The organism is Mesorhizobium sp. M4B.F.Ca.ET.058.02.1.1 (assembly GCF_003952505.1).
Lineage (GTDB): Bacteria > Pseudomonadota > Alphaproteobacteria > Rhizobiales > Rhizobiaceae > Mesorhizobium.
Genome location: NZ_CP034450.1, coordinates 1630093 through 1652195, shown reverse-complemented (window position 1 = coordinate 1652195; position 22103 = coordinate 1630093). Strand labels below are relative to the sequence as shown.

The 22103-nt window shown below is 64.8% G+C and carries 21 protein-coding genes and 1 pseudogene; 9 read left to right on the top strand and 13 right to left on the bottom strand.

From position 1 onward, the window contains the following. Positions 1-18: 18 nt before the first annotated feature. The gene (locus EJ073_RS08375) at positions 19-1542 is read right to left on the bottom strand and encodes a sulfatase-like hydrolase/transferase (RefSeq protein ID WP_189347403.1); all 1524 of its coding nucleotides are present in this window, start codon (positions 1540-1542) and stop codon (positions 19-21) included. Between the two features lie 109 nt (positions 1543-1651). On the opposite strand from EJ073_RS08375, the gene EJ073_RS08370 reads away from it, so the two are divergent. Further along, entirely contained in the window at positions 1652-2548 is an 897-nt protein-coding gene (locus tag EJ073_RS08370; protein ID WP_189347406.1) for a LysR substrate-binding domain-containing protein, read from the top strand. 29 nt (positions 2549-2577) lie between these two features. Here EJ073_RS08370 and EJ073_RS08365 read toward each other — a convergent pair whose 3' ends face one another. After that, positions 2578-2766, bottom strand: coding sequence for a hypothetical protein (locus EJ073_RS08365; RefSeq protein WP_126055300.1), 189 nt, complete (start codon positions 2764-2766; stop codon positions 2578-2580). A gap of 295 nt (positions 2767-3061) precedes the next feature. Between EJ073_RS08365 and EJ073_RS08360 the strand changes: the two genes are divergently transcribed. The 5 genes from EJ073_RS08360 (at position 3062) to EJ073_RS08340 (ending at position 7615) form a co-directional block, all read left to right on the top strand. After that, positions 3062-5497: a cation:proton antiporter gene (locus EJ073_RS08360; protein ID WP_348627248.1), complete on the top strand. Its 2436-nt coding sequence runs from the start codon at positions 3062-3064 to the stop codon at positions 5495-5497. Further along, positions 5497-6060, top strand: a complete 564-nt coding sequence (locus EJ073_RS08355; RefSeq protein ID WP_126055299.1) for a GNAT family N-acetyltransferase — start codon at positions 5497-5499, stop codon at positions 6058-6060. The genes EJ073_RS08360 and EJ073_RS08355 overlap by 1 nt, the downstream gene beginning before the upstream one ends. A 178-nt stretch (positions 6061-6238) precedes the next feature. Then, positions 6239-6715 (top strand): lipocalin-like domain-containing protein, encoded by a 477-nt coding sequence (locus EJ073_RS08350; protein WP_126055298.1) that lies wholly within the window; start codon positions 6239-6241, stop codon positions 6713-6715. Between the two features lie 51 nt (positions 6716-6766). After that, positions 6767-7303 carry a GNAT family N-acetyltransferase gene (locus EJ073_RS08345; RefSeq protein WP_126055297.1) on the top strand — a complete coding sequence of 179 codons (537 nt, stop codon included), beginning with the start codon at positions 6767-6769 and terminating at the stop codon, positions 7301-7303. Positions 7304-7318: 15 nt separating this feature from the next. Further along, positions 7319-7615, top strand: coding sequence for a DUF1330 domain-containing protein (locus EJ073_RS08340; RefSeq protein WP_126055296.1), 297 nt, complete (start codon positions 7319-7321; stop codon positions 7613-7615). Positions 7616-7695: 80 nt separating this feature from the next. Here EJ073_RS08340 and EJ073_RS08335 read toward each other — a convergent pair whose 3' ends face one another. Together EJ073_RS08335 and EJ073_RS08330 are read right to left on the bottom strand one after the other, a co-directional pair. After that, positions 7696-8331 (bottom strand): ankyrin repeat domain-containing protein, encoded by a 636-nt coding sequence (locus EJ073_RS08335; protein WP_126055295.1) that lies wholly within the window; start codon positions 8329-8331, stop codon positions 7696-7698. Between the two features lie 155 nt (positions 8332-8486). Next, complete coding sequence (locus EJ073_RS08330) at positions 8487-9695, bottom strand: MFS transporter (protein ID WP_126055294.1); 1209 nt, start codon at positions 9693-9695, stop codon at positions 8487-8489. A 293-nt stretch (positions 9696-9988) separates the two neighbouring features. Between EJ073_RS08330 and EJ073_RS08325 the strand changes: the two genes are divergently transcribed. Next, the gene (locus tag EJ073_RS08325; RefSeq protein ID WP_189347410.1) at positions 9989-10408 is read left to right on the top strand and encodes a VOC family protein; all 420 of its coding nucleotides are present in this window, start codon (positions 9989-9991) and stop codon (positions 10406-10408) included. 24 nt (positions 10409-10432) lie between these two features. On the opposite strand, the gene gcvA is transcribed toward EJ073_RS08325, so the two are convergent. Continuing rightward, on the bottom strand, positions 10433-11326 hold the full coding sequence (gene gcvA, locus EJ073_RS08320; protein WP_126055292.1) for a transcriptional regulator GcvA: 894 nt from the start codon (positions 11324-11326) through the stop codon (positions 10433-10435). Positions 11327-11446: 120 nt separating this feature from the next. Here gcvA and EJ073_RS08315 point away from each other — a divergent pair, with 120 nt between their 5' ends. Then, positions 11447-12151, top strand: a complete 705-nt coding sequence (locus tag EJ073_RS08315; RefSeq protein ID WP_126055291.1) for an SDR family oxidoreductase — start codon at positions 11447-11449, stop codon at positions 12149-12151. 73 nt (positions 12152-12224) lie between these two features. Here the strand turns inward: EJ073_RS08315 and EJ073_RS08310 are convergent. The 8 genes and pseudogenes from EJ073_RS08310 to EJ073_RS08275 form a co-directional block, all read right to left on the bottom strand. Then, a pseudogene (locus EJ073_RS08310) lies at positions 12225-13117 on the bottom strand (carbohydrate ABC transporter permease). Position 13118: 1 nt separating this feature from the next. Continuing rightward, positions 13119-14057: a sugar ABC transporter permease gene (locus EJ073_RS08305; RefSeq protein WP_126055290.1), complete on the bottom strand. Its 939-nt coding sequence runs from the start codon at positions 14055-14057 to the stop codon at positions 13119-13121. Positions 14058-14166: 109 nt separating this feature from the next. Then, positions 14167-15492: an ABC transporter substrate-binding protein gene (locus tag EJ073_RS08300; protein ID WP_126055289.1), complete on the bottom strand. Its 1326-nt coding sequence runs from the start codon at positions 15490-15492 to the stop codon at positions 14167-14169. Between the two features lie 38 nt (positions 15493-15530). Beyond that, a complete protein-coding gene (gene ugpC, locus EJ073_RS08295; protein ID WP_126055288.1) occupies positions 15531-16613 on the bottom strand; it encodes a sn-glycerol-3-phosphate ABC transporter ATP-binding protein UgpC in 1083 nt (360 codons plus the stop codon). A 430-nt stretch (positions 16614-17043) separates the two neighbouring features. Next, positions 17044-17655, bottom strand: a complete 612-nt coding sequence (locus tag EJ073_RS08290; RefSeq protein WP_126055287.1) for a DUF922 domain-containing protein — start codon at positions 17653-17655, stop codon at positions 17044-17046. Positions 17656-17732: 77 nt separating this feature from the next. Next, positions 17733-19265, bottom strand: a complete 1533-nt coding sequence (locus tag EJ073_RS08285) for a winged helix-turn-helix domain-containing protein (RefSeq protein WP_126055286.1) — start codon at positions 19263-19265, stop codon at positions 17733-17735. Between the two features lie 64 nt (positions 19266-19329). Next, positions 19330-19536 carry a hypothetical protein gene (locus tag EJ073_RS08280; protein WP_126055285.1) on the bottom strand — a complete coding sequence of 69 codons (207 nt, stop codon included), beginning with the start codon at positions 19534-19536 and terminating at the stop codon, positions 19330-19332. Positions 19537-19726: 190 nt separating this feature from the next. Continuing rightward, positions 19727-19933, bottom strand: coding sequence for a hypothetical protein (locus EJ073_RS08275; RefSeq protein WP_126055284.1), 207 nt, complete (start codon positions 19931-19933; stop codon positions 19727-19729). A 256-nt stretch (positions 19934-20189) separates the two neighbouring features. On the opposite strand from EJ073_RS08275, the gene EJ073_RS08270 reads away from it, so the two are divergent. Continuing rightward, positions 20190-21635 carry a LuxR C-terminal-related transcriptional regulator gene (locus tag EJ073_RS08270; RefSeq protein WP_126055283.1) on the top strand — a complete coding sequence of 482 codons (1446 nt, stop codon included), beginning with the start codon at positions 20190-20192 and terminating at the stop codon, positions 21633-21635. The last annotated feature ends 468 nt before the right edge of the window (positions 21636-22103 follow it).

The window sequence follows — 22103 nt, the reverse complement described above, 5'->3', positions numbered from 1 at the left end:
CATTCCCCCTTTGCTGGTTCAGTAGGCGCCGAGAACTTCATTCGGTATCAGCGGCCGCGGCGGCAGCCTTTGATCGAGAACCGCATTCAGCGTGTGCGCCCGGTCGCTGAAGCCTTTCTCTGCGAACAGATTCCAATGCTCCCAGGGATCTTCACGAAGATCGAAAAGCTCGCCCCATGCCGGCTGGTTCGGGTAGCGGGTGAACCGCCACTCCCTGGAAATGATCGACTGGTTGTAGAGGCATTGATCCCGGCGGGGATGGTATTCGGCGAACAGGAAATCACGCACGTCACTCGCCCGCCCGTCGATTAGCGGCGTGAGGTCGACGCCGTCGGAGGTAGGCGCCGGCAGGCCGAGCAGCGACGCGACCGTCGGGAACAGGTCGAGATGGCTGGTGAGTGCATCGAGGCTGGTGCCGGCGGGAATTCCCGGGCCGCACAGCACGAGCGGCACCTGCAGCAACTGGCGATAGGGTGGCGGCCCCTTGCGCAACAGTCCGTGGTCACCCAACAGTTCGCCGTGATCGGCAGTAAACAGGACATAGGTGTTCTCCAGCACGCCGGCGTCGGCCAGCGCCTCCAGCAGCCGCCCGACGGCATCGTCGATCATCTGGATCATGCCATGTGTGTGGGCGATCGCGGTGGCCAGCGTCGCGCCGGAAATAGCGTCGGTGCGCACCAGGAAACCCTGTTCGCGCGGCGGCTCGCCGCTGGCGATGTAAGGCTCCTTACGTGGATCGTCGCCTTCGCCGAGATAGGCCGGCATGCGCTCCAACTCGCCCGCTCGGATGGCCGGCCTCGGCATCCGCTCCGGCCGGAACAGGTCGCAATAGGGCCGGGGAGGAGAAAACGGGTGATGCGGGTCCGGAAACGAGACGAACAGGCCGAACGGCTCCGACCGTCTGCCCTGGCGTTCGATGAAGTCAATGGCCCGGTCAGCGATCCAGCTGGTGTAGTGCAGTTCCGGCGGCACCGCACTTTTCCACACTTCCTTCAGGTCGTCGGCCCGGCTCTCTCCGTCCGCTTCCGGCTCGTAGAGGTCCACCACCTCGGGATGGTTCCGCCTGAGCCAGGCCGCGTAGTGACCGGCGCGGGTGGATTCATTGGCCTCGCCCATGACGAGGTCGACGCCGTCGAAGCCGAAATAGGGGCCGTTCCAGTCCTCGCTGCCGGGCCTTTCCCAATAGGCGAGCGATTCCGGCATGTCGCGTTCGGCGGGCGCAAGCAGCGGCTGGAAGTGGAGCTTGCCGACGCCCCTGGTCGCGTATCCCGCACGCGCCAGCGCCTGCCACAGATTGGGCAGCCGCTCGTCGAGCGCCACGCCGTTGCGCCACAGGCCGTGGTGGCGCGGATAGAGCCCGGTCGCCATTGTCGCGCGGCTCGGCGAACAGATCTGGTTGGGGGTGAAGTGGCGGTGGAAGGTCGCGCCGCGCGCCGCTATGTGGTCGATGTTGATCGTGTGGGCAACGCGATTGCCGGTGACCGAGAGAGCGTCGTAGCGCATCTGATCGGCGCAGATGAAGATGAGGTTGGCTCGCTTCACGACGGCTCCGTCCGTTTCTGCCTGGCGCATAGCTAGGGCCGGAAACCGAGCGGAATCAAAGATCAAGATTTTCGTCCGGTATGTGCTAAACCTATACCGGGAGAAAGAGATGCGCTTTTCCGGACTTAGCGTTCGCCAGCTCGAGGCCTTCGAGGCAACGATGGTGGCCGGCTCGGTGTCGGGCGCAGCGGCGGCGCTCAACATATCGCAGCCGAGCGTCAGCCGCCTGCTGCAGGAACTGGAGATCGATACCGGGCTGAGCCTGTTCGACCGCTCGCACGGCCGGCTGGTGCCGACCGAGCAGGGCCTGCTGTTCTATGGCGAGGTCGGCAAGACCTTCCACGGTGCGCGCAACCTGATCATGGCCGCGCAGGAGATCCGCGAGCTGAAGCGCGGCGTCGTTCGCATCGGCACCCTGGCGGCGTTGTCCTTCCACATCGTGCCGGAAGCAATCCGGCAGTTGAGAACCCGTTTTCCGGAAGCGAGAACCACGATCGCGGTGCGCAGCTCGACGGAGATCGTCGCCTCCGTCGCCTCACGCCTGACCGACGTCGGGGTGGTGGACGCCGGCGTTTCCTTCCTGGACACCAGATGCGTGGCCACCTTCGGGCGCAACAGTGTGTGCGTGATGGATGAAACCCATCCGCTTGCCGGTCGCGAGCGGATCCGGCTCGAGGATTTCAAGCTCTATCCCTTCGTCTCGCTCGGCGAGCTCTATTTCCGGCGCAACCGCGACGGCGCCAAGCTGCTGGAAGCGACCGCCGCCAATACGGTCGCCGACATCTTCCAGTCTTTCCTGGCCTGCGCGCTAGTCAGGGGCAGTCCTTCGCTCGCGGTCGTCGATCCGTTCACAGCGGGCTTCTATTCCGAGTTCGGGCTGGTGCTGAAAGAGATCGATCTCGACATACCGTTTCGCACTTCGATCCTGGTCAATGACCGGTCAGCGACCGGAGCGGCGGCGGGCAAAGTCATCGAGGCAATGACGGACTTGATCGGCCCCGGCTGAACATGACTGGCCGCCGCTCGGCCTGCTGCCTATCTCTGCCCGGCGGCCTTCGGAAACGGCACGATTTCGGCCACGGGCCGCGCATACTGGGCCACCGTGATCGCCTCCACCAAGAGATCGAGCGCCGCAAGCGTCGTGTGGCTGGTCTCGTCATCGCCGCGCAGATAGTGGCCGGCCCGCTCGAGGTGCAGACGAGCGGCGGCAAAGTCGCTTTTCATTAGCTTCTCCTTATTGCCCGCCGTGTCGCGAAGATGCTCGAGTCGCTTTACCCGAATGCAAACATCCACAGCCGCATTTGAATCGAATTGTAGGGAGCCTTCCTCGCCCCCGCAAAGCGAGGGAAGGTGTCCGCAAAGCGGACGGAGAGGGGGCTTCGCGGGGCGCTGCCCCTCTCTGTCTCGACTTCGCCGGTCCGCCTCTCCCACACTGCCGTCGGGCGGGGAAGGATGTCTTGCGTGCAACCGAAGCTCTCGCCAAACCGTTATCGCCAGGCATAATTGAGGGGTGCAGAAATTGTCCTTCATACTCAGCCGGCGCTGGACGATCGCGCTTGCGGCGGCGGCGTTCCTTCCAATGACGGCAGTCGCCTTCGCCGCCGAAAAAAGCGGCATGTCCAGCGAAGGCATCTTCGTCCTGGAAGTGATCCTGCTGCTGCTTGTCGGCCGCGGCATCGGCGAATTGCTGGAGCGCATCGGTCAGCCGGCGGTGATGGGGCAGCTCATCGGCGGCATCCTGCTTGGTCCTTCCTTGCTCGGCTGGCTATGGCCGGCGGCGGAGCGGCTGGTCTTTACCGGGGACGCCGCGCAGAAATCGATGATCAATGCCATCGCCCAGCTCGGCGTGCTGATGCTTCTGCTTCTCACCGGCATGGAGACCGATCTCAGGCTGGTGCGCCGGGTCGGCCGCGCCTGCTTTTCCATCTCCGCCGCCGGCGTTGCGGTGCCTTTCATGCTCGGCTTCGTGGCGGCGCAGTTCATGCCGGAATCGCTGCTCGCCAGCGGCGGCGAGCGCCTCGTCGCCGGCCTGTTCCTCGGCACGGCGCTGTCGATCTCCTCGGTCAAGATCGTCGCAATGGTGGTGCGCGAGATGAACTTCATGCGCCGCGACCTCGGCCAGGTCATCGTCTCGTCGGCAATCATCGAGGACACGATCGGTTGGGTGATCATCGCGATTACCATCGGCATCGCTACGCATGGCCGCGTCGAGGTGAGCAGCCTTGCCTTCACGATACTAGGCGTCGCCGCCTTCATGGCCTTTTCATTCACGCTCGGCCGCCGCATCGTCTTCGACGCCATCCGCTGGACCAACGACACCTTCCACAGCGAATATGCCGTCGTCACCATCATCCTCGCCATCATGGGCGCCATGGCGCTGATCACCGACCTGATCGGCGTCCACACCGTGCTCGGCGCCTTTGTCGCCGGCATACTGGTCGGCGAGTCGCCGATCCTGTCGCGCCACATCGAGGGGCAGTTGCGTGGCGTCATCACCGCGCTGTTCATGCCGGTGTTCTTCGGCGTCGCTGGCCTCTCGGCCGACCTCACCGTGCTCGTCGACCCTCAGCTCGCGCTGCTCACGGTGGCGCTGGTGGCGATCGCCAGCATCGGCAAGTTCGGCGGCGCCTTCATCGGCGCGGAAGTCGCCGGCATGAGCCGTGCCGAGGGCATTGCCGTCGGTTGCGGCATGAACGCGCGCGGCTCGACCGAAGTCATCGTCGCCTCGATCGGCCTGTCGATAGGCGTGCTCTCGCACAACCTCTTCACCATGATCGTGACCATGGCCGTCATCACCACTTTGGCCATGCCGCCGACGCTACGCTGGGCGCTGGGGCGCCTGTCGATCGGCGAGTCTGAGAAGAAGCGGCTGGAGCGCGAGGAGGTCGACCAGCGCGGCTTCATCGCCAATCTGGAGCGGCTGCTTGTGGTCGTCGACGAGGGCGTGGTCGGCCGCTTCGCCGCCTACCTTGCCGGCGTGATCGGAGCCGGCAAGCCGATGACGGTGCTGCATGCCAGCGGCGAAAGCGAAGCCGAGCCCGACGAGGCGGCGCATCTGGACGAGATCGAGCGGGGCGCCGAGGAGGGCCGCGAGGCGGCGAAGGAAGCCGACGAGGAGCCGGTGCGCGTGGCGCCGCTGACCCGCCGCCGGCACGAGGTCCAGCTCTCCGCCGAGGCGGTCGCCAAGGAGGCGCGCAAGGGCTACGGCATGCTCCTCATCGGCCTCGGCCGCGGGGTGACTGCGAAAGGCGGATTCTCGCGCCGGCTGAACGAGGTTGCCGGCGCCTTCAACGGCTCGCTCTGCCTGGTGCTGAAGCCGACGGGCGCCGGGCGGCATATGCCGAGGCTAGGCCCCCAGTCAGGCCGGATCCTGGTGCCGGTCAACGGTACGTCGGTCGCCCGCCGTGGCGCCGAACTGGCACTTGCCATTGCCACTGTCACCGGCGCGCCGGTCAAGATGCTCTATGTTGCGCGGGTCGGCCGCGACGAACCGCGCGACACCGTCTCGCATCGCCGCAGGGAGGCTGTGCTGAAGGATATCGTCGCGCTTGCCGACCGCTATGGCGTCGAGATCGAGACTGCCATCCGCAGCAGGGCCGCCGCCGCCGATGCCATCGCCCGCCAGGCTGGCAGGAGCGTGGCATTGATTGTCATGGGCGTGGCGCGGCGGCCGGGCGACGAGCTCATCTTCGGCGAGACGACGAGCGGTGTGCTGCAGCACTGTCCGTGCCCGGTGTTGCTGATCTCCGATTCGCGGCAGCCCGCGACGACGAGGACCGGGAGGCGGGGCGCTCCATCAGCGGTTGACAGGCCCAGCCCGCGTCCCGATTGTCGACGCCTTCATTCGCTTTACCCGATCGAAGGGACGACGCTGATGATGTCGGGATTTGCCGCCTGTTCCGGAACTGAGGCGCGAACCTTCAAAACGGCTATCGCTGGCTTTGAGGAACTATGATGAGCTTCAGCGTAAAACCCCTCGACGAAACAAGCTGGGCGGATTTCGCTGCGCTGGTCGAGCGCCACAATGGCGTTTGGGGCGGCTGCTGGTGCATGGCCTTCCATGCCAAGGGCAACGGCGCCGGCGGCAACCGCGCCGCCAAGCAGGCAAGGGTCCGGAACGGCAGCACGCATGCCGCGCTTGTCTTCGACGGCGCGGCCTGCGTCGGCTGGTGCCAATTCGGGCCGACCGGTGAACTGCCGCGCATCAAGCACCGGCGCGCCTATGAAGAAGGGCTGACAAACCTTCCGGACTGGCGCATCACCTGCTTCTTCATCGACAAGGCGCGTCGTGGCGAAGGCGTGGCCGCCGCCGCGCTGGCAGGTGCGCTCGGCGAAATCGCCCGCCTGGGCGGCGGCACGGTGGAAAGCTATCCCGAGGACGCGCAAGGCCGGAAGGTCGCCGGCGCCTTCCTGCACAATGGCACGCTCGCGATGTTCGAAAAGCAGGGCTTTCAGCGCGCCCGCCGGATCGGCAAGCACCGCTGGGTAGTTGAAAGGATGGTGGCGTCGGGCGCTTGAAGGCTTGGCTTCCGCCTCCGGCTGGTCGATGAAGATGACGCCTGCAATGGCCGCCGGCGTGTCGCGAACGCTCTGGGCAATGGATGGCCTTTGCGACAAGATGGGCGCGGCAGCGCCGAAGCAAGGACGACGCAGGCCGTATGAGGAGCGCGCTGCCAGGAAATAGCGGAGGTAGACGATGGTTCAGGTTACGCCAGTCAGGCCGCTTAACCGCGATCTGCTGCTTGGAAGCTGGAAGATGACGTCCTGGATGACGCGAGACGTTGCGACCGGGGAGCGGCGAGAGGCGCTCGGCCAGCATCCCCGAGGCATCGTCATCTATACACATGAGCGCGTCATTTTCTTTATCCTCAGGAACAGCCGCAAACGGCCCGAGCGGTTGCAGCCATCGGACGAAGACAAGATTGCGTTGTTCGACACGATGTTCGCCTATTCGGGCAGCTACACGGTCGAGCCGGATCGGGTCGTCCATCATGTCGACATGAGCTGGAATGAAGCATGGAGCGGCACGGAGCAGGTGCGGTTCTGCAACGTCGACGAAGATACGCTGACTTACACCTCTGCCCCCGCCCAAAATCCGTTCGACGGGCGCGAGGTTGTCCACGAAGTGACCTATGTCCGGGAGAAACAACCCGCTGAATCCATTTTAACATGAGTGTCTTCTAATATAAAATAACGCCCCCGAACGGCACGTGGCATTCGGCAGATGGCTGACCAGGAGCTGCAGTACCGGACTGCGACGCGCGACGACATCACGGCGATTTCGGCGCTGATGGCGCTGGCGATCGGCGAGCTGCAAAAACCCTTCCTGAATGATGCACAGATCGAATCCAGCCGCGCCATCATGGGCCTGGACACGCAGCTTATCGACGACGGAACCTATTTTGTCGTCACCTGCGGAGGAGCGCTGGCGGGCTGCGGCGGCTGGAGCCGGCGCGCCACCCTTTATGGCGGCGACAGGACGCCGGGGCGCAGCGCGGCATTGCTCGATCCCGCCACCGACGCGGCGCGCGTCAGGGCGATGTACACGCATCCCGATTTCGTGCGGCGCGGCGTCGGCCGCCTCATCCTTTCGCTCTGCGAAAATGCGGCGAGGGCAGAGGGCTTTCGCCGTGTCGAGCTCGGCGCGACTATGGCTGGAGAGCCGCTCTACCGGGCCTGCGGCTACCAGCCGGGCGAGAGGATCCTCGACGATCGCGGCGGCGCGCCGGTGCCGATCCTGATGATGTGGAAGACGATTTGAGAAGGAGGGACTGGAATGGCTGCCTATCTCATTGCCGATGTCGACGTCACCGACGCCGCCATGTTCGATGAATACCGGCGCGAGGTTCCGGCGACGGAAGCGCGTCATGGCGGGCGGTACCTGGCGCGCGGCGGCGTGACCCGGGTGCTGGAGGGCGACTGGGAGCCGCACCGTCTGGTCATCATCGAATTCCCCGACATGGCGGCGCTGACCGCCTGGTACGACTCGCCTGAGTACGAGCGGCTGAAGCAGATCCGCTTCCGCTGCGCCAACACGCGCATCATCGCGACCGAGGGCGTGCCGCCGGCCTGACGCCTGCCACCGAACAGTGCGCGGCGGGTTCGTCGGCGCCGGCCTGCGTCAGAACATGTGGATCGCGGTCGGTCCTGCGCTCACTTGCCTTCGAAGAAGCTGTGGATCGCCGCGTCCAATGTCTCGATGAACAGGGCGTTGCGGGTGCTGCCGGCCCAGATCAGCGCATTGAGCCGCATCTCCTTGTTGAGGAAGTTCACCTGCCTGGTCGCCAGCAGATACTCCGCGACCTCGTAGTGCCGTCCCTTGATGGCCTCGATGAGCGCGCTGTTCCGTCCGGTCTTGTCGGCCAGATTGACGTCGGCGCCATGCTCGACCAGCAGCCTGACGACGTCGAGATGGCCGTTCCTCGCCGCTTCGATCAGCGCCGTCCTGCCGTAATAGTCGGCGCGCGCGTTGATATCGATCTGCGGATGTTTCACCAGCGCCTGGATGCATTCGAGGTGACCCTTGGCGGCGGCCAGGCTGAGCGGCGTGCTCTTCCATTTATTCCGGGAATTGACGTCGATCGCCGGATACGCGATCAGGGCTTCGAGAGCCGCCATGCGGGCATTGTGGGCGGCAAGGTGCAGCGCCGACCAGCCGCCTTCATCGGTCTGGTTGATGTCCGCCCCGGCCGCCAGCTCCGTGCGCACGGCCTCGGCGTCGCCTCTTTCGGCTGCGGCCAGCAGATCGGACCAACCCCTGGCGTCTTCGGCTTCCAAGCCTGCGGTCACTGCAATGTCCCCCGGAATCATGGGATCACGCCGACCCGCGCCGGCATGCATCGGCCCTTGGCGGAGTCTTTCATACTCGCCGGCGTCCGGCAATTGGATTTCACGCCAACGGACCGGCGATCCCGATGATCGGGACCGCCGGGCGCCTTTGAGGACTACGCCATCTGCAGCCGCTGCCGGCTCGGCTGCGGCGGGAAGGCAATCGCGATGCCGGCGGCCCCCAGCCCGACCAGCGCCGAGCCGATGAACAGCCAGGAATAGCTGGCATAGGCGTCATAGATCATGCCGCCGGCCAGCGGCCCGAACGCCATGCCGAGGCTGGACAGCATGGTGGCGGCGCCGAATACGGTGCCGATGATGCGCGGTCCGAAATATTCGCGCGCCAGCACCGCGTAGAGTGGCATGACGCCGCCATAGGTGGCGCCGAAGATGACGGCCAGCACATAGAACTGTTCGAGCCTGCCGACCGTGAGATAGGCGGCGATCACCGCGGCCTGGATGACGAGCCCGGTGATCAGCACCGGCTTGACGCCGAGACGGTCGCCGAGCACGCCGTAGAGCAGTCGGCCGCCGAGCCCGGCGAGCCCCTCGACGCTGTAAATCGAGACGGCGGCCATCGGTGCCACGCCGCAGGCCATGGCATAGCTCACCATGTGGAAGATCGGTCCCGAATGCGCCGCGCAGCAGGCGAAGAAGGTCATGCCCAGCACGAGGAATTGCGGCGAGCGCAGCGCCTGGCCGACGCTCAGGCCGGGATCATCCGTGACGGCCGCCGGCGTACCATCGGCTGCTGCGGCGGCGGCCGGCGGCTGGCGCACCAGGAAGGCCACAGGCAGAAGCAGCACCCAGGCCATGACGCCGATGTCAAACATGGCGGTGCGCCAGTCATAGGCGGTGATCAGCCAGCGCGCGAAGGGCGAGATGGTCATCGGCGCCACGCCCATGCCGGCCGATACCAGCGACACGGCGAGGCTGCGGTTGGTGTCGAACCAGGCGGTGGTGAGCGCGATCATCGGCGCGAAGAAGGCACTGGCCGCAAGCCCGACCAGGACGCCATAGGTGAGCTGGAAGACGATGAGCGAGCCGGTGCGGCTGGCCAGCACCAGCGCCAGCCCCAGCAGCAGCGCGCCGGCGAAGACGACGGGGCGGGCGCCGACGCGATCGTAGATGGTGCCCCAGGCGAAGCCGCCGAGACCCATCACCAGAAAATTCAGCGTCATCGCGCTCGATATGCCGGCGCGCGACCAGCCGGTGTCGAGCGACATCGGCTCGAGAAAGATCGCCAGCGAAAACATCGCGCCGATGGCGACGCAAGTCATCAGCGCGCCAGCCGCGACGATGACCCAACGATAGGAAAGCTTCATGTTCTTCTCCCATGCCGGAAGCTAGAGTTTGTCGACACAGCGCAACCGTTTTTCGAGCTTCGTCACGCCGTTTGCGACCCAAGGACGTTGGTGCCAGGGCCGATCCGACAATCCGGTTGCATTTTTTAATCAGATTTTTGGCACGGGTGATTTTTGCTGCCGCCTGAAAAGTTGCGTTGCTTCACAGCTCCTGTGCCCCACCGTCTTCTCTAGTGTCAGTAGCATGCAATACCCGACATTGACCGGAGGTTGGTCCCTTCTAGATGATTGACCAGTCAAACCAGGAGGACACCATGGAACTCTATCGCGGCCGGCTCATCGACCACATCCAGCTGGTGGTGCGCGACCTGAAGGCGAGCCGGCGTTTCTACGGCGCGGTGCTCGAGGTGCTGGGCATTCCGGTCGGCGGCGAGGCCGAGGATTATTTCTGGGCCGATGAACTCTTCGTCTCCAGCGTCGACAGCCGCGCCGCCCAGGGCGTGCTTACCGGCCGCCATCATCTTGCCTTCCAGGCCAAGGACCGCGCCATGGTCGACGCCTGGTACAAGGCGGGGTTTGCGGCCGGCGGCAAGGACAACGGCGCGCCTGGCGAGCGGCCCTACCACCCCGGCTACTACGCCGCCTTCCTGCTCGACCCTGACGGCAACAACATCGAGGCGGTGTTCCATGGCGAGGCGAAGCGGAGTGCTGCCGCGGTGGAGATCAGTTTCTAGGTCTGTCACCCAGGCCTTGAAGTTTCAGCCCGCATCGCTCGCATCCAGCAGCCATTGCCGGACGGCTTGCGTTGGTTCTGGATGCCGCTGCTTGCGCGGCATGACGACATGGAAATCCTGGGTGCCGCGCATGTCTCCCTGGACTGGCTGCACCAGCCGTCCGGCGGCAAGGTCGGCGGCGACGAGGAAGCGGCTGGCAAGCGCGATGCCCTGGCCGGCGATGGCGGCGTCGATCGCCAGGGCCGTCTGGTTGAAGCGCATGCGCTTGGCCTCCGTCGCCATCTTCAGGCCGAGCACCTTTTCCATGAACTCCGGCCACAGATTGTGGGCATCGTGCAGCAGCATATGATGCTGGATTTCCGCCGTAGCGATTGCGCAGGCGCCGGGCGGCAGCAGGCCAGGGCTGCAGACGGCGATGACCTGTTGCGGGAACAGGAGGTCGACGACGAGGCCGGGACCGAAGGGCGCACGGCCCTGCCGAACCGCGATGTCAACGCCGTCGGCCTGGAAGCTCGACAGGCTTTCGGTGGCAAGGATGCGCAGGTCGACCAGCGGATTGTGTGCGACGAAGTCCGGCAGTTTCGGGATCAGCCATTTGGTGGCGAAGCTGGGCGTCACGCTGATCGTCAGCCGCGCCGGTTCCGGCCGCAGCAGCGCGGTCGCCTCCGAGATCAGCTCGAAGGCGCGCCGGATACTGGGCACATAGGCGCGGCCCTCGTCGGTCAGCGCCAGGCCGCGCGGCAGCCGCTCGAACAGCTTCGCGCCGAGGCTGGCCTCAAGACCCCGGATGTGCTGCGCCACCGCGCCCTGCGTCACGTTGAGCTCATGCGCGGCGAGCCGAAAGTTGAGATGCCGCGCCGACGCCTCGAAGGCGCGCAGCGCATTGAGCGGCGGCAAGCGCAGGAAGGCTTCGGGCATCGTGCAGTTTTTCTACAGTCCGATTTCAGGCTTTCTGGTTCGAACCAGCGGCGAAAGTCGAATATAACACGTTGTGATCGATGCTGGTACGGGCCGAAACCAATCCGGAAGGAAGACGCAATGAGTGTAGAAAAAGTAGCGGTCGTCGTTGCCGGCGGCAGCGGCATGGGCGCGGCGGCGGCAAAGCGCCTGGCCGCCGACGGCTTCAAGGTTGCGATCCTGTCGTCGTCCGGCAAGGGCGAGGCGCTCGCCACGGAACTCGGTGGGCTCGGCGTCACCGGATCCAACCAGTCGAACGAGGATCTGCAGCGTCTTGCCGACCTGACGCTCGAACGCTTCGGCCGCATCGACGTGCTGGTCAACAGCGGCGGCCACGGACCGCGCGCGCCGATCCTCGAGATCACCGACGAACAATGGCACACCGGGCTCGACGTCTACCTGATGAACGTCATCCGGCCGGTGCGCATCGTGGCGCCCCACATGGTCAGGCAGAAGGCCGGCGCCATCATCAACATCTCAACGGCGTGGGTGGTCGAGCCGAGCCCGATGTTTCCGACCTCGGCGGTGTTCCGGGCCGGCCTTGCCGCCTACACCAAGATCTTCGCCAACACCTACGCCGCCGACAATGTGCGCATGAACAACGTGCTGCCCGGCTGGATCGACAGCCTGCCCGCCACCGAGGAGCGCCGTGACAGCGTGCCGATGCAGCGCTACGGCACCAGCGAAGAGATCGCCGCGACCATCGCCTTCCTCGCCTCCGACGGCGCCGGCTACATCACCGGCCAGAACATCCGCGTCGACGGCGGCATCATCGCCGCGATCTGACGCCCATCGGCCCGCGGGGGGATGCGCCCGGCCTGCCGTTGCGCATTGGCGGCAAGCCGCTCGCGGCAGGCCGTCATTCCTTCACCGCGCCGGTCATCGAGGAAACGTAGTGCTCGACAAAGAACGAGTAGAGCACCACGACCGGCAGCGAGCCGATCAGCGCGCCCGCCATCAGCGCCCCCACTCGTAGACGTCGGAGCGCACAAGTTCGGTCAGCACGCCGACCGGCACGGTCTTGTTCTCCGACGACTGGATGAACGTCAGGGCGTAGATGAACTCGTTCCAGGACAGGGTGAATGCGAATATGCCGGCGGAAATCAGGCCCGGCACCGACAGCGGCAGCACGATCTTGGTGAGGATCTGCAGCCGCGTCGCTCCGTCTATGAGCGCGCATTCCTCCAACTCGAAGGGGATGGAGCGGAAATAGCCCATCAGCAGCCAGGTGCAGAACGGGATCAGGAACGTCGGGTAGGTGAGGATCAGCGCGAACGGCGTGTCGTAGAGCCCGAGGTTGAACACCATCACCGACAGCGGAATGAACAGGATCGAGGGCGGCACCAAATAGGCGAGGAAGACGGCGAGACCGACCTGCCGCGCTCCCGAAAACCTCAGCCGTTCGATCGCATAGGCTGCCAGCACCGCCGCCAGCAGCGACAGGAACGTGGCGGCGGTGGAGATGATGACGGTGTTGAGCAGCCAACCGGGATAGGACGTCTCGAAGAGAAGATAGCGGATGTGCTGCAACGTTGGATGCACGACCCAGAACGGATTGAAGTTGGCGTAGTCGGTCATCTCGACATTGGGCTTAACCGCCGTGATCGTCATCCAGTAGAACGGAAACAGCAGCACGATGATGAACACCAGCAATGGCAGATAGACCGTCACCACGCGGCGCGGCAGGCTTTGCAGGTAGCCCATGCCGCCTTCATCGGTTTCCGGACGTCTCGGTCTCTTGATCGCGGCCATTTCAGTCTCCGCCGCCTTGCTGCCACTTGCGGCGTTGCAGGCCGAAATAGCTGAACAGAATCGCCGCCAGCAGGAAGGGGATCATGGCGACCGCGATAGCGGCGCCCTCGCCAAGCTGGCCACCTGAAATGCCGCGCTGGAAGGACAGTGTCGCCATCAGGTGGGTGGCGTTGACCGGTCCGCCGCGGGTCAACACATAGATCAGCTGGAAATCGGTGAAGGTGAACAGCACCGAAAAGGTCATGGTGATGGCGATGATCGGCGTCAACAGCGGCAGCGTCACATGGCGGAACAATTGCCAGCGGCTGGCGCCGTCGAGCGTGGCGGCCTCGTAAAGCGATTGGGGAATCGTCTGCAGGCCGGCAAGCAGGGTGATGGCGACGAAAGGAATGCCGCGCCAGACATTGGCCGCGATGACCGAGGCGCGCGCGTTTGTCGGGTCGCCGAGGAAATTGATGCGATGGTCGATCAGGCCCATCTGCTGCAGCGCCCAGGACAGGATCGAGAACTGCGAATCGTAGATCCACCAGAAGGCGATCGCCGACAGCACCGTCGGCACCACCCAGGGCAGCAGCACCACGGCGCGGAAGAACGATTTGAAGGGAAGGTTCTCGTTGAGGATGAGCGCCAGCCAGAGGCCGAGCATGAACTTCAGGATCGAGGCGCTGATCGTGTAGAGCAGGGTGTTGAAGACGGAGAGCCAGAAGACGCCGTCGCTCCAAAGGTATTGATAGTTCTCGATACCGATGAAGATGCCGGGGCGGCCGATGCGGGCATCGGTGAAGCCGAGCCAGACGCCGAGCCCGAGCGGATAGGTCAGAAACACCAGGAGCAGCGCCGCCGCCGGCAGCATGAAGCCGAAGCCAAGCGCGTTGCGGCTTTCGCTCAGGCGCGACAGGATCGAAGAACGCTGCTCGACGGCAACGGACGGCACGGCCATGCGGTGGCTCCTCATCAGATGTGGTTGCGTGGCGGCCAAGGCGGCCGCCGCCCGGTTGCGCACCCCTCAGCGGGCAGCGCGCGGTCGCGGCTGCCCGGCCGGGCGGTGATCAAACCCGATAGTAGCGGTTGGCGCGCTTCTCCGCCTCTTCCATCGCCTCCTTTGGCGTCGCCTGGCCGGTCACTGCCTTGGCGAACATGTCGACCAGCACATAGTCGGCCATGGTCGCGGCCGAGGCGTAGCCGAGCGGCCCGGCAAAGCCGTTGGGGCGCAGCGTCGCTGAGGCCTTCGCGTAGGCGGCGTTGTTCGGGTCGGCCTTCCACACCGGATTGTTGTCGAAAGCCTTGAGCGTCTGGCAGCAATAGGCCGACGAGGAGGTGATCCAGTCCGCCATCTGCGGATCCTCGAACATGAACTGCAGATAGGCCTTGGCTGCGTTGGGGTAGGGCGTGTAGTCGAAGATGACGGCGCTGGTCACCTGGAACAGCTCGACGGACTTTCCGACCGGACCGATCGGCAGGTTGGTGGTGCGCATGTCCTTGGCGATTTCGTCCAGTTTCGGATCCTTGTCCTTGTTGACCTTGGCCGTGTTGTAGACGGAAATGCCATTGGCGATGACGCTCACTTCGCCGGCCAGGAAGGCACGGTTGTTGTTGACGTCGAGCCAGCTCTCGGTGCCCGGAATGAAGGTCTTGTAGAGCTGCTGCGCGTATTCGATCGCCTTCAACGTCTCGGGGCTGTTGATCGCCACCTTGCCGCTCTCGTCGACCATCTGGCCGCCATGGCTCCAGAGCAGCCAGTGCGCATAGTTGTTGCCGTCGCCGACGCCGTGGCCGTGCGTGAAGCCGGCAGGATGTCCCTTCGCCTGCAAGGCCTTGCAGAGCTCGAGGAAGCCCGCCGTGTCTTTGGGAAATTCCGCGAATCCGGCCTCTTTCACCCAGCTTTCGCGGTAGACGATGGCATTGCCGATGGTGGCGAGCGGCAGGCCGAGGAATTTGCCTTCCCGGGTCGCGTACTGCTTCGGTCCGTCGTACCAGCCGCCATATTTCGAGCCCAGATACTCACCCAGCTCGGTCACGTCGTGCAGCTTGTCGGGGTATTGATGCGGGTCGTCGAACCAGACGAACATCAGGTCGGGACCGGAACCGACATTGGCGGCGACCGCCGCCTTGGGACGGATGTCTTCCCAGCTTTCCTTGTCGACGCGAACCTCGACGCCTGTCGCCTCGGTGAACCGCTTGGTGTTGGCCAGCCACTGGTCCTCATCGCCCTGCACGAAGGGCGACCAGCGCAGCAGCCTGAGCTTCGCGCCGTCCTCCGGCTTGTATTTCAGGCCTTCCTGGGCCAGGGCGGGAGAGCCGACGAACCGGCTTCCCAAGGCGCCCGCCGCCACGCCGGCGGTCGTGCGGATCACGTCACGTCTGGTGAATTTCATGGTGGTCTCCTCCTGTCGGTTTCCTCGCTCAGTCGTTCTTACGGCCTGGTGCGCATCTCGAACCGCTTTCCGGTTTCGCCGTGAAAGAGATGGATGAGGCCGGGCTCGGCCGAGAGCCGGACGGTTTCACCTGGCGTAAAGGAATGGCGCTCCCGGAAGTTCGCGACGATCTCCTCGCCGCCTTCTGTCCGGCCGATGAGCTGCACCTCCGAGCCGGTCGGCTCGACCACCGCGACAGTGACCGGAATCCCCGCGTCGGACAGCCTGAGGTGCTCGGGCCGTATTCCCAGCACCACGGGTTCGCCATTGCTGATCGACGGCGTCGCCGCCAAAGGCACGGAAATCTCGCCTGCGCCGCGAAAGGATGGCGAGCCATCGGTCGCAAGCCCGCCCTTGAGCAGGTTCATGGCGGGCGAGCCGATGAAGGAGGCGACGAAGAGATTGTTTGGCCGGTCGTAGAGTTCCAGCGGTGGCCCGATCTGCTCGACGAGGCCGTCATGCATGACGACGATCTTGTCGGCCATGGTCATCGCCTCGATCTGGTCGTGTGTGACGTAGACCGTCGTGGTCTTCAGCCGCTGGTGCAACTCCTTGATCTCGGCACGCATCTGCACCCGGAGCTTGGCGTCGAGGTTTGAGAGCGGTTCGTCGAACAGGAAGACGGCCGGATTGCGCACGATCGCCCGGCCCATGGCGACGCGCTGGCGCTGGCCGCCTGAAAGCTGGCGCGGATAGCGCGACAGCAAGGGCACCAGCCCGAGGATCTCGGCCGCGCGCCGGACGCCGGCTTCGCTTTCTGCCTTCGAGACACCTTTGAGCATCAGCGAGAACGCCATGTTCTCGGCAACCGTCATATGCGGGTAGAGCGCGTAGTTCTGGAACACCATGGCAACGTCGCGCTCCTTTGGCGCGACGTTGTTGACGACACGCTCGCCGATTGCGATCTGCCCGCGCGAGATCTTTTCCAGGCCGGCGATCATCCTGAGAAGGGTGGATTTTCCGCAGCCGGATGGCCCCACCAGGGTGACGAATTCACCGTCCTCTATGTCCACGCTGACGCCGTGAAGGATCTCGACGCTTCCGAATGACTTGTAGACATCGGCAATCGCGACAGACGCCATCGAAATCCTCCCGGCTGGGTCCTGCGACGTCCGCAAGACTCCATTTTCTTTCTGACATGGCCTTGAAGCGGATCCCGTTAAAACGGCGGGAACCTCAATCCACCACACCAGCCGGCGACAGCTACCAAGGCTCCCCCCTTGGTCACGCGACTGGGCAAACGGTAGCGCTACCAACCCTGCGTGTAAAGCGGCGGTGAGAAGCCAGATCTGCCTAATCGCTCAGGCTCAATGAACGTCGATAGGCCTTAGACGGAAGTCCACGCATGCTGTGCTATTCCAGCGTGTATCGATCTACTGGTAAGCTCGCTGGGGTTTTATAGGCCAATGCTTGAATGGCACCGCACTCCTTCGAATCACGGATCTGCCGATTTTCTCGCCGGGGTGGAGATCGATCATCGCAAATGTTCGGATGACCTTGGCTGAGCTGGGCTCATTCCCCATTCACAAACGCCAGCACCAGCCTCTGCAAATTCCCGCCCGGTCCGAACTCGACGCGGTCGAAATCGCGGCTGGCCTGACGCTGCGCTTGTGAAAGTTCGGCAAGCCGTGCGGTGAGCTCGGTCCTGATCTTCTTGCAGCCGGGGTCGTCGGCGATCGTGAAGCCCACGCTCAGCGCCTCGATCTTTTGCACCATGTCGACGATCTGGGCGCCATGCACCTTCTCATGCGCGGCGAGGCCGGCGGCGAAACTGTCCCAGCGCTTTTGCAAACCCGCCGGCATCGGCGTGGCTGGCTTCGGCAGCGTGTAGGTGAGGGTGAGCTTCGGCCGCGCCGTCTTCAGCACGCAGGCGCCGCCCTCAGGCTGGTAGTCGCGCTGCCAGGTCAGCTTGAAATTGGTATGCGCGATGACGCGCCGTTCGTTGCCTGCACTGTCCTTGCCGATCACCGGGCCTTTCTCGCCGATCGAGGCATAGAGCTCGGGCGCGGTCCGGCCTGAGATTGCATAGGTCTCGACCTTTTCGACCGGCTTCCAGTCGCCGGCCCGCGCCGATGTGGACGGCAGCATGGCCGCGAGCAAAAGCAAGAGGATGGCTGGTTTCATGCGCCCCCGCGGATTGGCAATGGAGCCCGAGTCGGCGGGCGATCGCCGGCCATCATGCCCGCTGCGCGGCGGACCGGCTATGCCGGCGTGTTGTCCCAGCCGGCGCGCTCGAGACCGGTTCGCAACCGGTCACAGTTCTCGGCGCACTCTATGCGCAGGTCTGCAAGGATATCCGCCACGGTCAGGCCCGAATCCAGCGCGCGGCCTTCCCTAACGCAAGCCTTGGCTTTCTCGGTGTCGCCGCAGAGCGCGTGGCACGCCGCCAGTCGCGCCCATTGCCGGACGCCCTTGAGCGGCAGGCAGGAGAAGGAAGCCGCGGCCTCACGGTAGCGGCCGGCGATGAACAAGGCTACGCCGCGGTCGAAATAATACCAGCTCGGATGCATCGGGTTGAGCTGGATGGCCTGGTCGAGCAGCGCCAGCCCGGCTTCGCCATCGCCTCGCAGCGCCCTGAAGTAACCGGTCTGGGCGAGCGTGTCGGCATCGTAGGGATTGAGGTCGAGCGCGCGAGCGAAGTGCTTTTCGGCGGCTTCGTATTCGTCGCAGCCCCGCCAGAGCAGCGTCAGTGCCAGGATCCTGTGGCATCGCCCCTCGTCGGGACTGACCGCGATTGCGTGCAGCGCCCGGTCGCGCGCCTGATCGAGCACGGCACGCGGCGCGGCGGAACAGCCTCCTATGATCATGTCGGCAAGCGCCAGATAGGCATGCGCAAGGCCTGATTCCGGATCGCGTTCCAGCGCCTTGAGGAAATGCTCGCGTGCCTCCTCGTTCACTCCATCGCCATAGCTGCGCAGCAGAGCCATGCCGCGCAGCAGATGGAGGTAGGCCTCGACATTGGCGGTGGATGCGGGCTGGCCACGCCGCATGACCGCGCTTTCGACGTTGGTGACCAGCGCGGTCGCGATCCGCTGAGCGACCGTTTTCTGGAAGGCGAAGATATCGCCTTTGACGAACGTGAAGCCTTGCGACCAGACGCGACGGCCGGATGCCGTCTCGGTCAGCACGACGCGCGCGCTGTAGCCGCCTCCAGCGGATTCCACGACCCCTTCCGCTATGTAGTCGGCGCCGAGCCGTACGGCGGTCGCGTTGATATCCTCCGTCCAATGCTCGGCGAGCGCGAAGGCCGAGTGGCGTGCCATCACCGCTATGGTCTTGAAGTGGGACAGCGCGTTGGTGATCTCCTCGACCGCGCCGTCGAACAGCACCTTGCCGGGCGCGTCGCACGTCTCAACGCGGAACGGCAGGATGGCGACCATCGGTTCGGCCGCCCGTCGCGGCTGAACCGGCGCTTGTGCCAGCGGATCCGCGGCCTGCATTTCGGCGGCCTGGAACAGATAGCCGCGTCGGGGGACGGTACGGATCAGCGCCTGCGCCTCGTCACCGATCGACTTGCGCGCGTCGCGAATGCACTGGGTGAGCGAATCCTCGGTGACCATGGTGTCCGGCCAGACCGCCCGCAACAATTCGTCCTTGCTCAGCACCCTGCCGGAATTACGTATCAGGAACGCCAGAAGCTCGAAGGTTTTCGGCCGGACCGGCACGATCTCGCCGTCACGCCTGAGCGTGCCCAGGTCAAGATCGAGAACCGCGCTGCCGATCTGTTGCGACAAGCCCTTGCCCCATCGTCGCGCACCTTCGCGCGGCGATTATCGGAGCGGCAGAATGCCCGCAAGGTCAAGTCCGAAAGAAGCCGCCCGGAAAAATGAAGTGCGGAAGGATTGGGCGAATCCGGAGCCATAGGCTCGGCCGCCCGCCGGACCGGGGTGCCGGATCGCACGGCGACTGCCGCTCGAAATAGGCCAGCATCTCATTGGCTTCGCCGCAGATGAACCCGGCAACGCCCATCGACAGGATGCGCTGCGTTTCCTCCTGCGCCAGCATCGAGGGCCAAAGCGCTCCTTCAGCTTTCTCACGCATGATCGATCTCCAGGATCAGTGGTTTCCCAGTCGCTCCGAGGCCTGTATTGCTTCAGCATTGCCGCAACGCGCGCTCGCCGTCCTGAACGGCTGCTGATATTTTGCTGAAATCGGCTCTCGGCGCCGCGGCCCGGCGACCCCGGCCTTTTCGTTGCTATTCGCTCGCCAGCGCGTCGAAGTGGGGACAGCGCGGCCGGGCGCCGACGGGGACGATCTCATATCCGGCCGCGATCAATTCCAGCTTCATCTCCTCGAAATGCCGCTTCGAGCCGCTGGCGATCGCATCCGGCGCGTAGTCCCAGCCATTGCGGGCGGCATTGGCCAGTATGTCGGCATAGAGGCGCATGCTGGCGATTTTCACGTCCGATTCCAGCATCTGCCTGCAGCCGCTGGCCAATGACGGCGACGGGGAAGAAAAGCCCAGGATCGCGCACGCCAGTCCTATGGAAACGCTCCGCATGGAAACCTCCCGTGATTGCAGCCTCTCGCTGCAAGGGAGCTTGCACCCGGTGCGCCTGCGAGGGGATCGGCCAGATGCGGTGTTTTAGGTCCTGCATTTGTAGTATTTTGCCACGGCAGGCGTTGATAGTGCGCACGTCCGCGGGCAGGGAATCGGCATGAACCACAACGCGACAGCGGCCACCTCTTCAGCGTCTTCGCCGGCGCTGTCCGAGCGCGAGCGCGCCGTGGCGGAGAAATTCGCGGCTGGCCTGACCTATCGCCAGATCGGCGAGGCGCTGTTCATCGCGCCATCGACCGTGCGCACCCATCTCGCCGCGATCTACGAGAAGCTCGGCGTGCGCAACAAAGTGGCGCTTGCCGCGCACCTCAATGGCATTGCCAGCTTGCCGCCGGACAAGCCGTCGGCCTTGCCCGGCGCTTCGCCGGTGCTGGCGATATTCCCGATCGAATGCCTGAGCGATGAAGAGCGCTGGCGCCGCTTCGCCAACGGCCTGTCGTCGGACATCACCGTCGACCTTGCGCGCTACGCGGGCCTTCCGGTCATCGCCTTCCACACCATGAAGGCGCTGGGCAGCAAGCCGGCCGACTTCGCCGCTGACGGCAAGGCGCTGGGCGCCGCCTACATCGTGTCGGGCCAGCTACGCGCCGACGACCGGCGGGTGCGGCTGACGATGGAGCTTGCCGACGCGGGAAGCGGCCTCAGCCTGTGGAGTGAGCGCTACGACCGTCCGGTCGAGGACATCTTCGCGCTGCAGGACAGTCTGACCGAAAGCGTCATCAATGTGCTCGCCGGCTGTTTCGGGACGATCGCCACGATCGGGCGCAACGCGGTTCGCCGCAAGCCGCCGGCCAGCCTGCGCGCCTATGATCTCTATCTGCTTGGCGTCGAGCAGCACAACACCTTCAGCCGCGCCGGCAACGCGGAAGCGATCCGGCTGTTTTCACGCGCGCTGGAACTCGACCCGACGCTGGTCAGGGCCTGGACCGAGCTCGCCTACGCCTATTCGATCGAAGCCGGCAACTGCTTTGGCCGCGATCCGCGGGCATCGATCGAGAAATGGCGCGCGGCGGTCGAAAATGCGATCCGGCTCGATCCCTTCGACAGCAGCGCCTGCAACTGCTTCGGCGATCTCATGGGATGCCTCGGCGACCTCGATGCCGCGGAGCGCGCCTACAAAAGAGCCTATGAATGTGGCCCCAACCATGCAGACACGCTGGCGCTGCTTGCCGGCAGCAAGGCGCTGGTCGCAGGCGATCCGGCCGAGGCGATCCCGCTCATCGAGCGCGCCATGCGTCTCAACCCGCTCGCCCCGCCCTGGTATTTCGGCATGCAGGGCCGCGTCCTGTTCTGCGCCGGCAGGCACCGGGAAGCCATCGCGGCCTTGCGCCGAAGCACGCCGGACTCGCCCAATGTGCTGATGTTCCTGGCGCTTTCCCATGCGGCGTCGGGCGAGGGCGCCGAGGCGGCCGGATTCGTGGCGCGGCTCGCGGCCGAGTTCCCCGACTTTTCCGTCGAGGGCTTCATCTCGGGCTATCCCGTGACCAACCCGGAGGCCGTCAGGGCCATCCGGGATGCGGCGAAGCTGGCGGGGCTGGGCTGAGGGGAAGAAAGGCCGGGCGGTGAGGAGGTCAGGGGTTGAGGCGCCTATCTCCCCCTTGTGGGGGAGAGAGCGATTTCAACATCTTAGCGAAGCTAAGTGTTAGAAATCGCAAGAGAGGGGATTTTCACGCACATGCGCCAACAGGTTCCGCCACAGCGCCGTGTCTTTGCAAGAGCCATGCGTGCCGGGTAGTGTCTCAGTTTGAAATTTGGGACCGGTCATCCTATCAGAATGCATGAAGTCATATTTCTTGGTTGGAACGATAGGGAAGGCACAAACTGAAGCGGAGTTGGACCGACAACTCCCCGGCCAACGGCATCCTTGGGTGCTGCCCACTCTAGGCGGAAGCGACGCTATCGCCTACGTCAGTTTGGAAGGCAACGGGGATGTCCAAGTCGATGTTAGCGGTAGGCACCACTCTAAGGATCAGGTCGTATTGCGCCTGCTGCGATTGCTCCGAGATACGGT

Coding starts and splice junctions, on each gene's coding strand:
- EJ073_RS08370 (WP_189347406.1), top strand. CDS start 1,652: ATGCGCTTTTCCGGACTTAGCGTTCGCCAGCTCGAGGCCTTCGAGGCA.
- EJ073_RS08345 (WP_126055297.1), top strand. CDS start 6,767: ATGGCTGACCAGGAGCTGCAGTACCGGACTGCGACGCGCGACGACATC.
- gcvA (WP_126055292.1), bottom strand. CDS start 11,326: ATGCCCGAAGCCTTCCTGCGCTTGCCGCCGCTCAATGCGCTGCGCGCC.
- EJ073_RS08290 (WP_126055287.1), bottom strand. CDS start 17,655: ATGAAACCAGCCATCCTCTTGCTTTTGCTCGCGGCCATGCTGCCGTCC.
- EJ073_RS08355 (WP_126055299.1), top strand. CDS start 5,497: ATGAGCTTCAGCGTAAAACCCCTCGACGAAACAAGCTGGGCGGATTTC.
- EJ073_RS08305 (WP_126055290.1), bottom strand. CDS start 14,057: ATGGCCGTGCCGTCCGTTGCCGTCGAGCAGCGTTCTTCGATCCTGTCG.
- EJ073_RS08365 (WP_126055300.1), bottom strand. CDS start 2,766: ATGAAAAGCGACTTTGCCGCCGCTCGTCTGCACCTCGAGCGGGCCGGC.
- EJ073_RS08315 (WP_126055291.1), top strand. CDS start 11,447: ATGAGTGTAGAAAAAGTAGCGGTCGTCGTTGCCGGCGGCAGCGGCATG.
- EJ073_RS08300 (WP_126055289.1), bottom strand. CDS start 15,492: ATGAAATTCACCAGACGTGACGTGATCCGCACGACCGCCGGCGTGGCG.
- EJ073_RS08340 (WP_126055296.1), top strand. CDS start 7,319: ATGGCTGCCTATCTCATTGCCGATGTCGACGTCACCGACGCCGCCATG.
- EJ073_RS08270 (WP_126055283.1), top strand. CDS start 20,190: ATGAACCACAACGCGACAGCGGCCACCTCTTCAGCGTCTTCGCCGGCG.
- EJ073_RS08330 (WP_126055294.1), bottom strand. CDS start 9,695: ATGAAGCTTTCCTATCGTTGGGTCATCGTCGCGGCTGGCGCGCTGATG.
- EJ073_RS08280 (WP_126055285.1), bottom strand. CDS start 19,536: ATGCTGGCGCAGGAGGAAACGCAGCGCATCCTGTCGATGGGCGTTGCC.
- ugpC (WP_126055288.1), bottom strand. CDS start 16,613: ATGGCGTCTGTCGCGATTGCCGATGTCTACAAGTCATTCGGAAGCGTC.
- EJ073_RS08350 (WP_126055298.1), top strand. CDS start 6,239: ATGGTTCAGGTTACGCCAGTCAGGCCGCTTAACCGCGATCTGCTGCTT.
- EJ073_RS08325 (WP_189347410.1), top strand. CDS start 9,989: ATGGAACTCTATCGCGGCCGGCTCATCGACCACATCCAGCTGGTGGTG.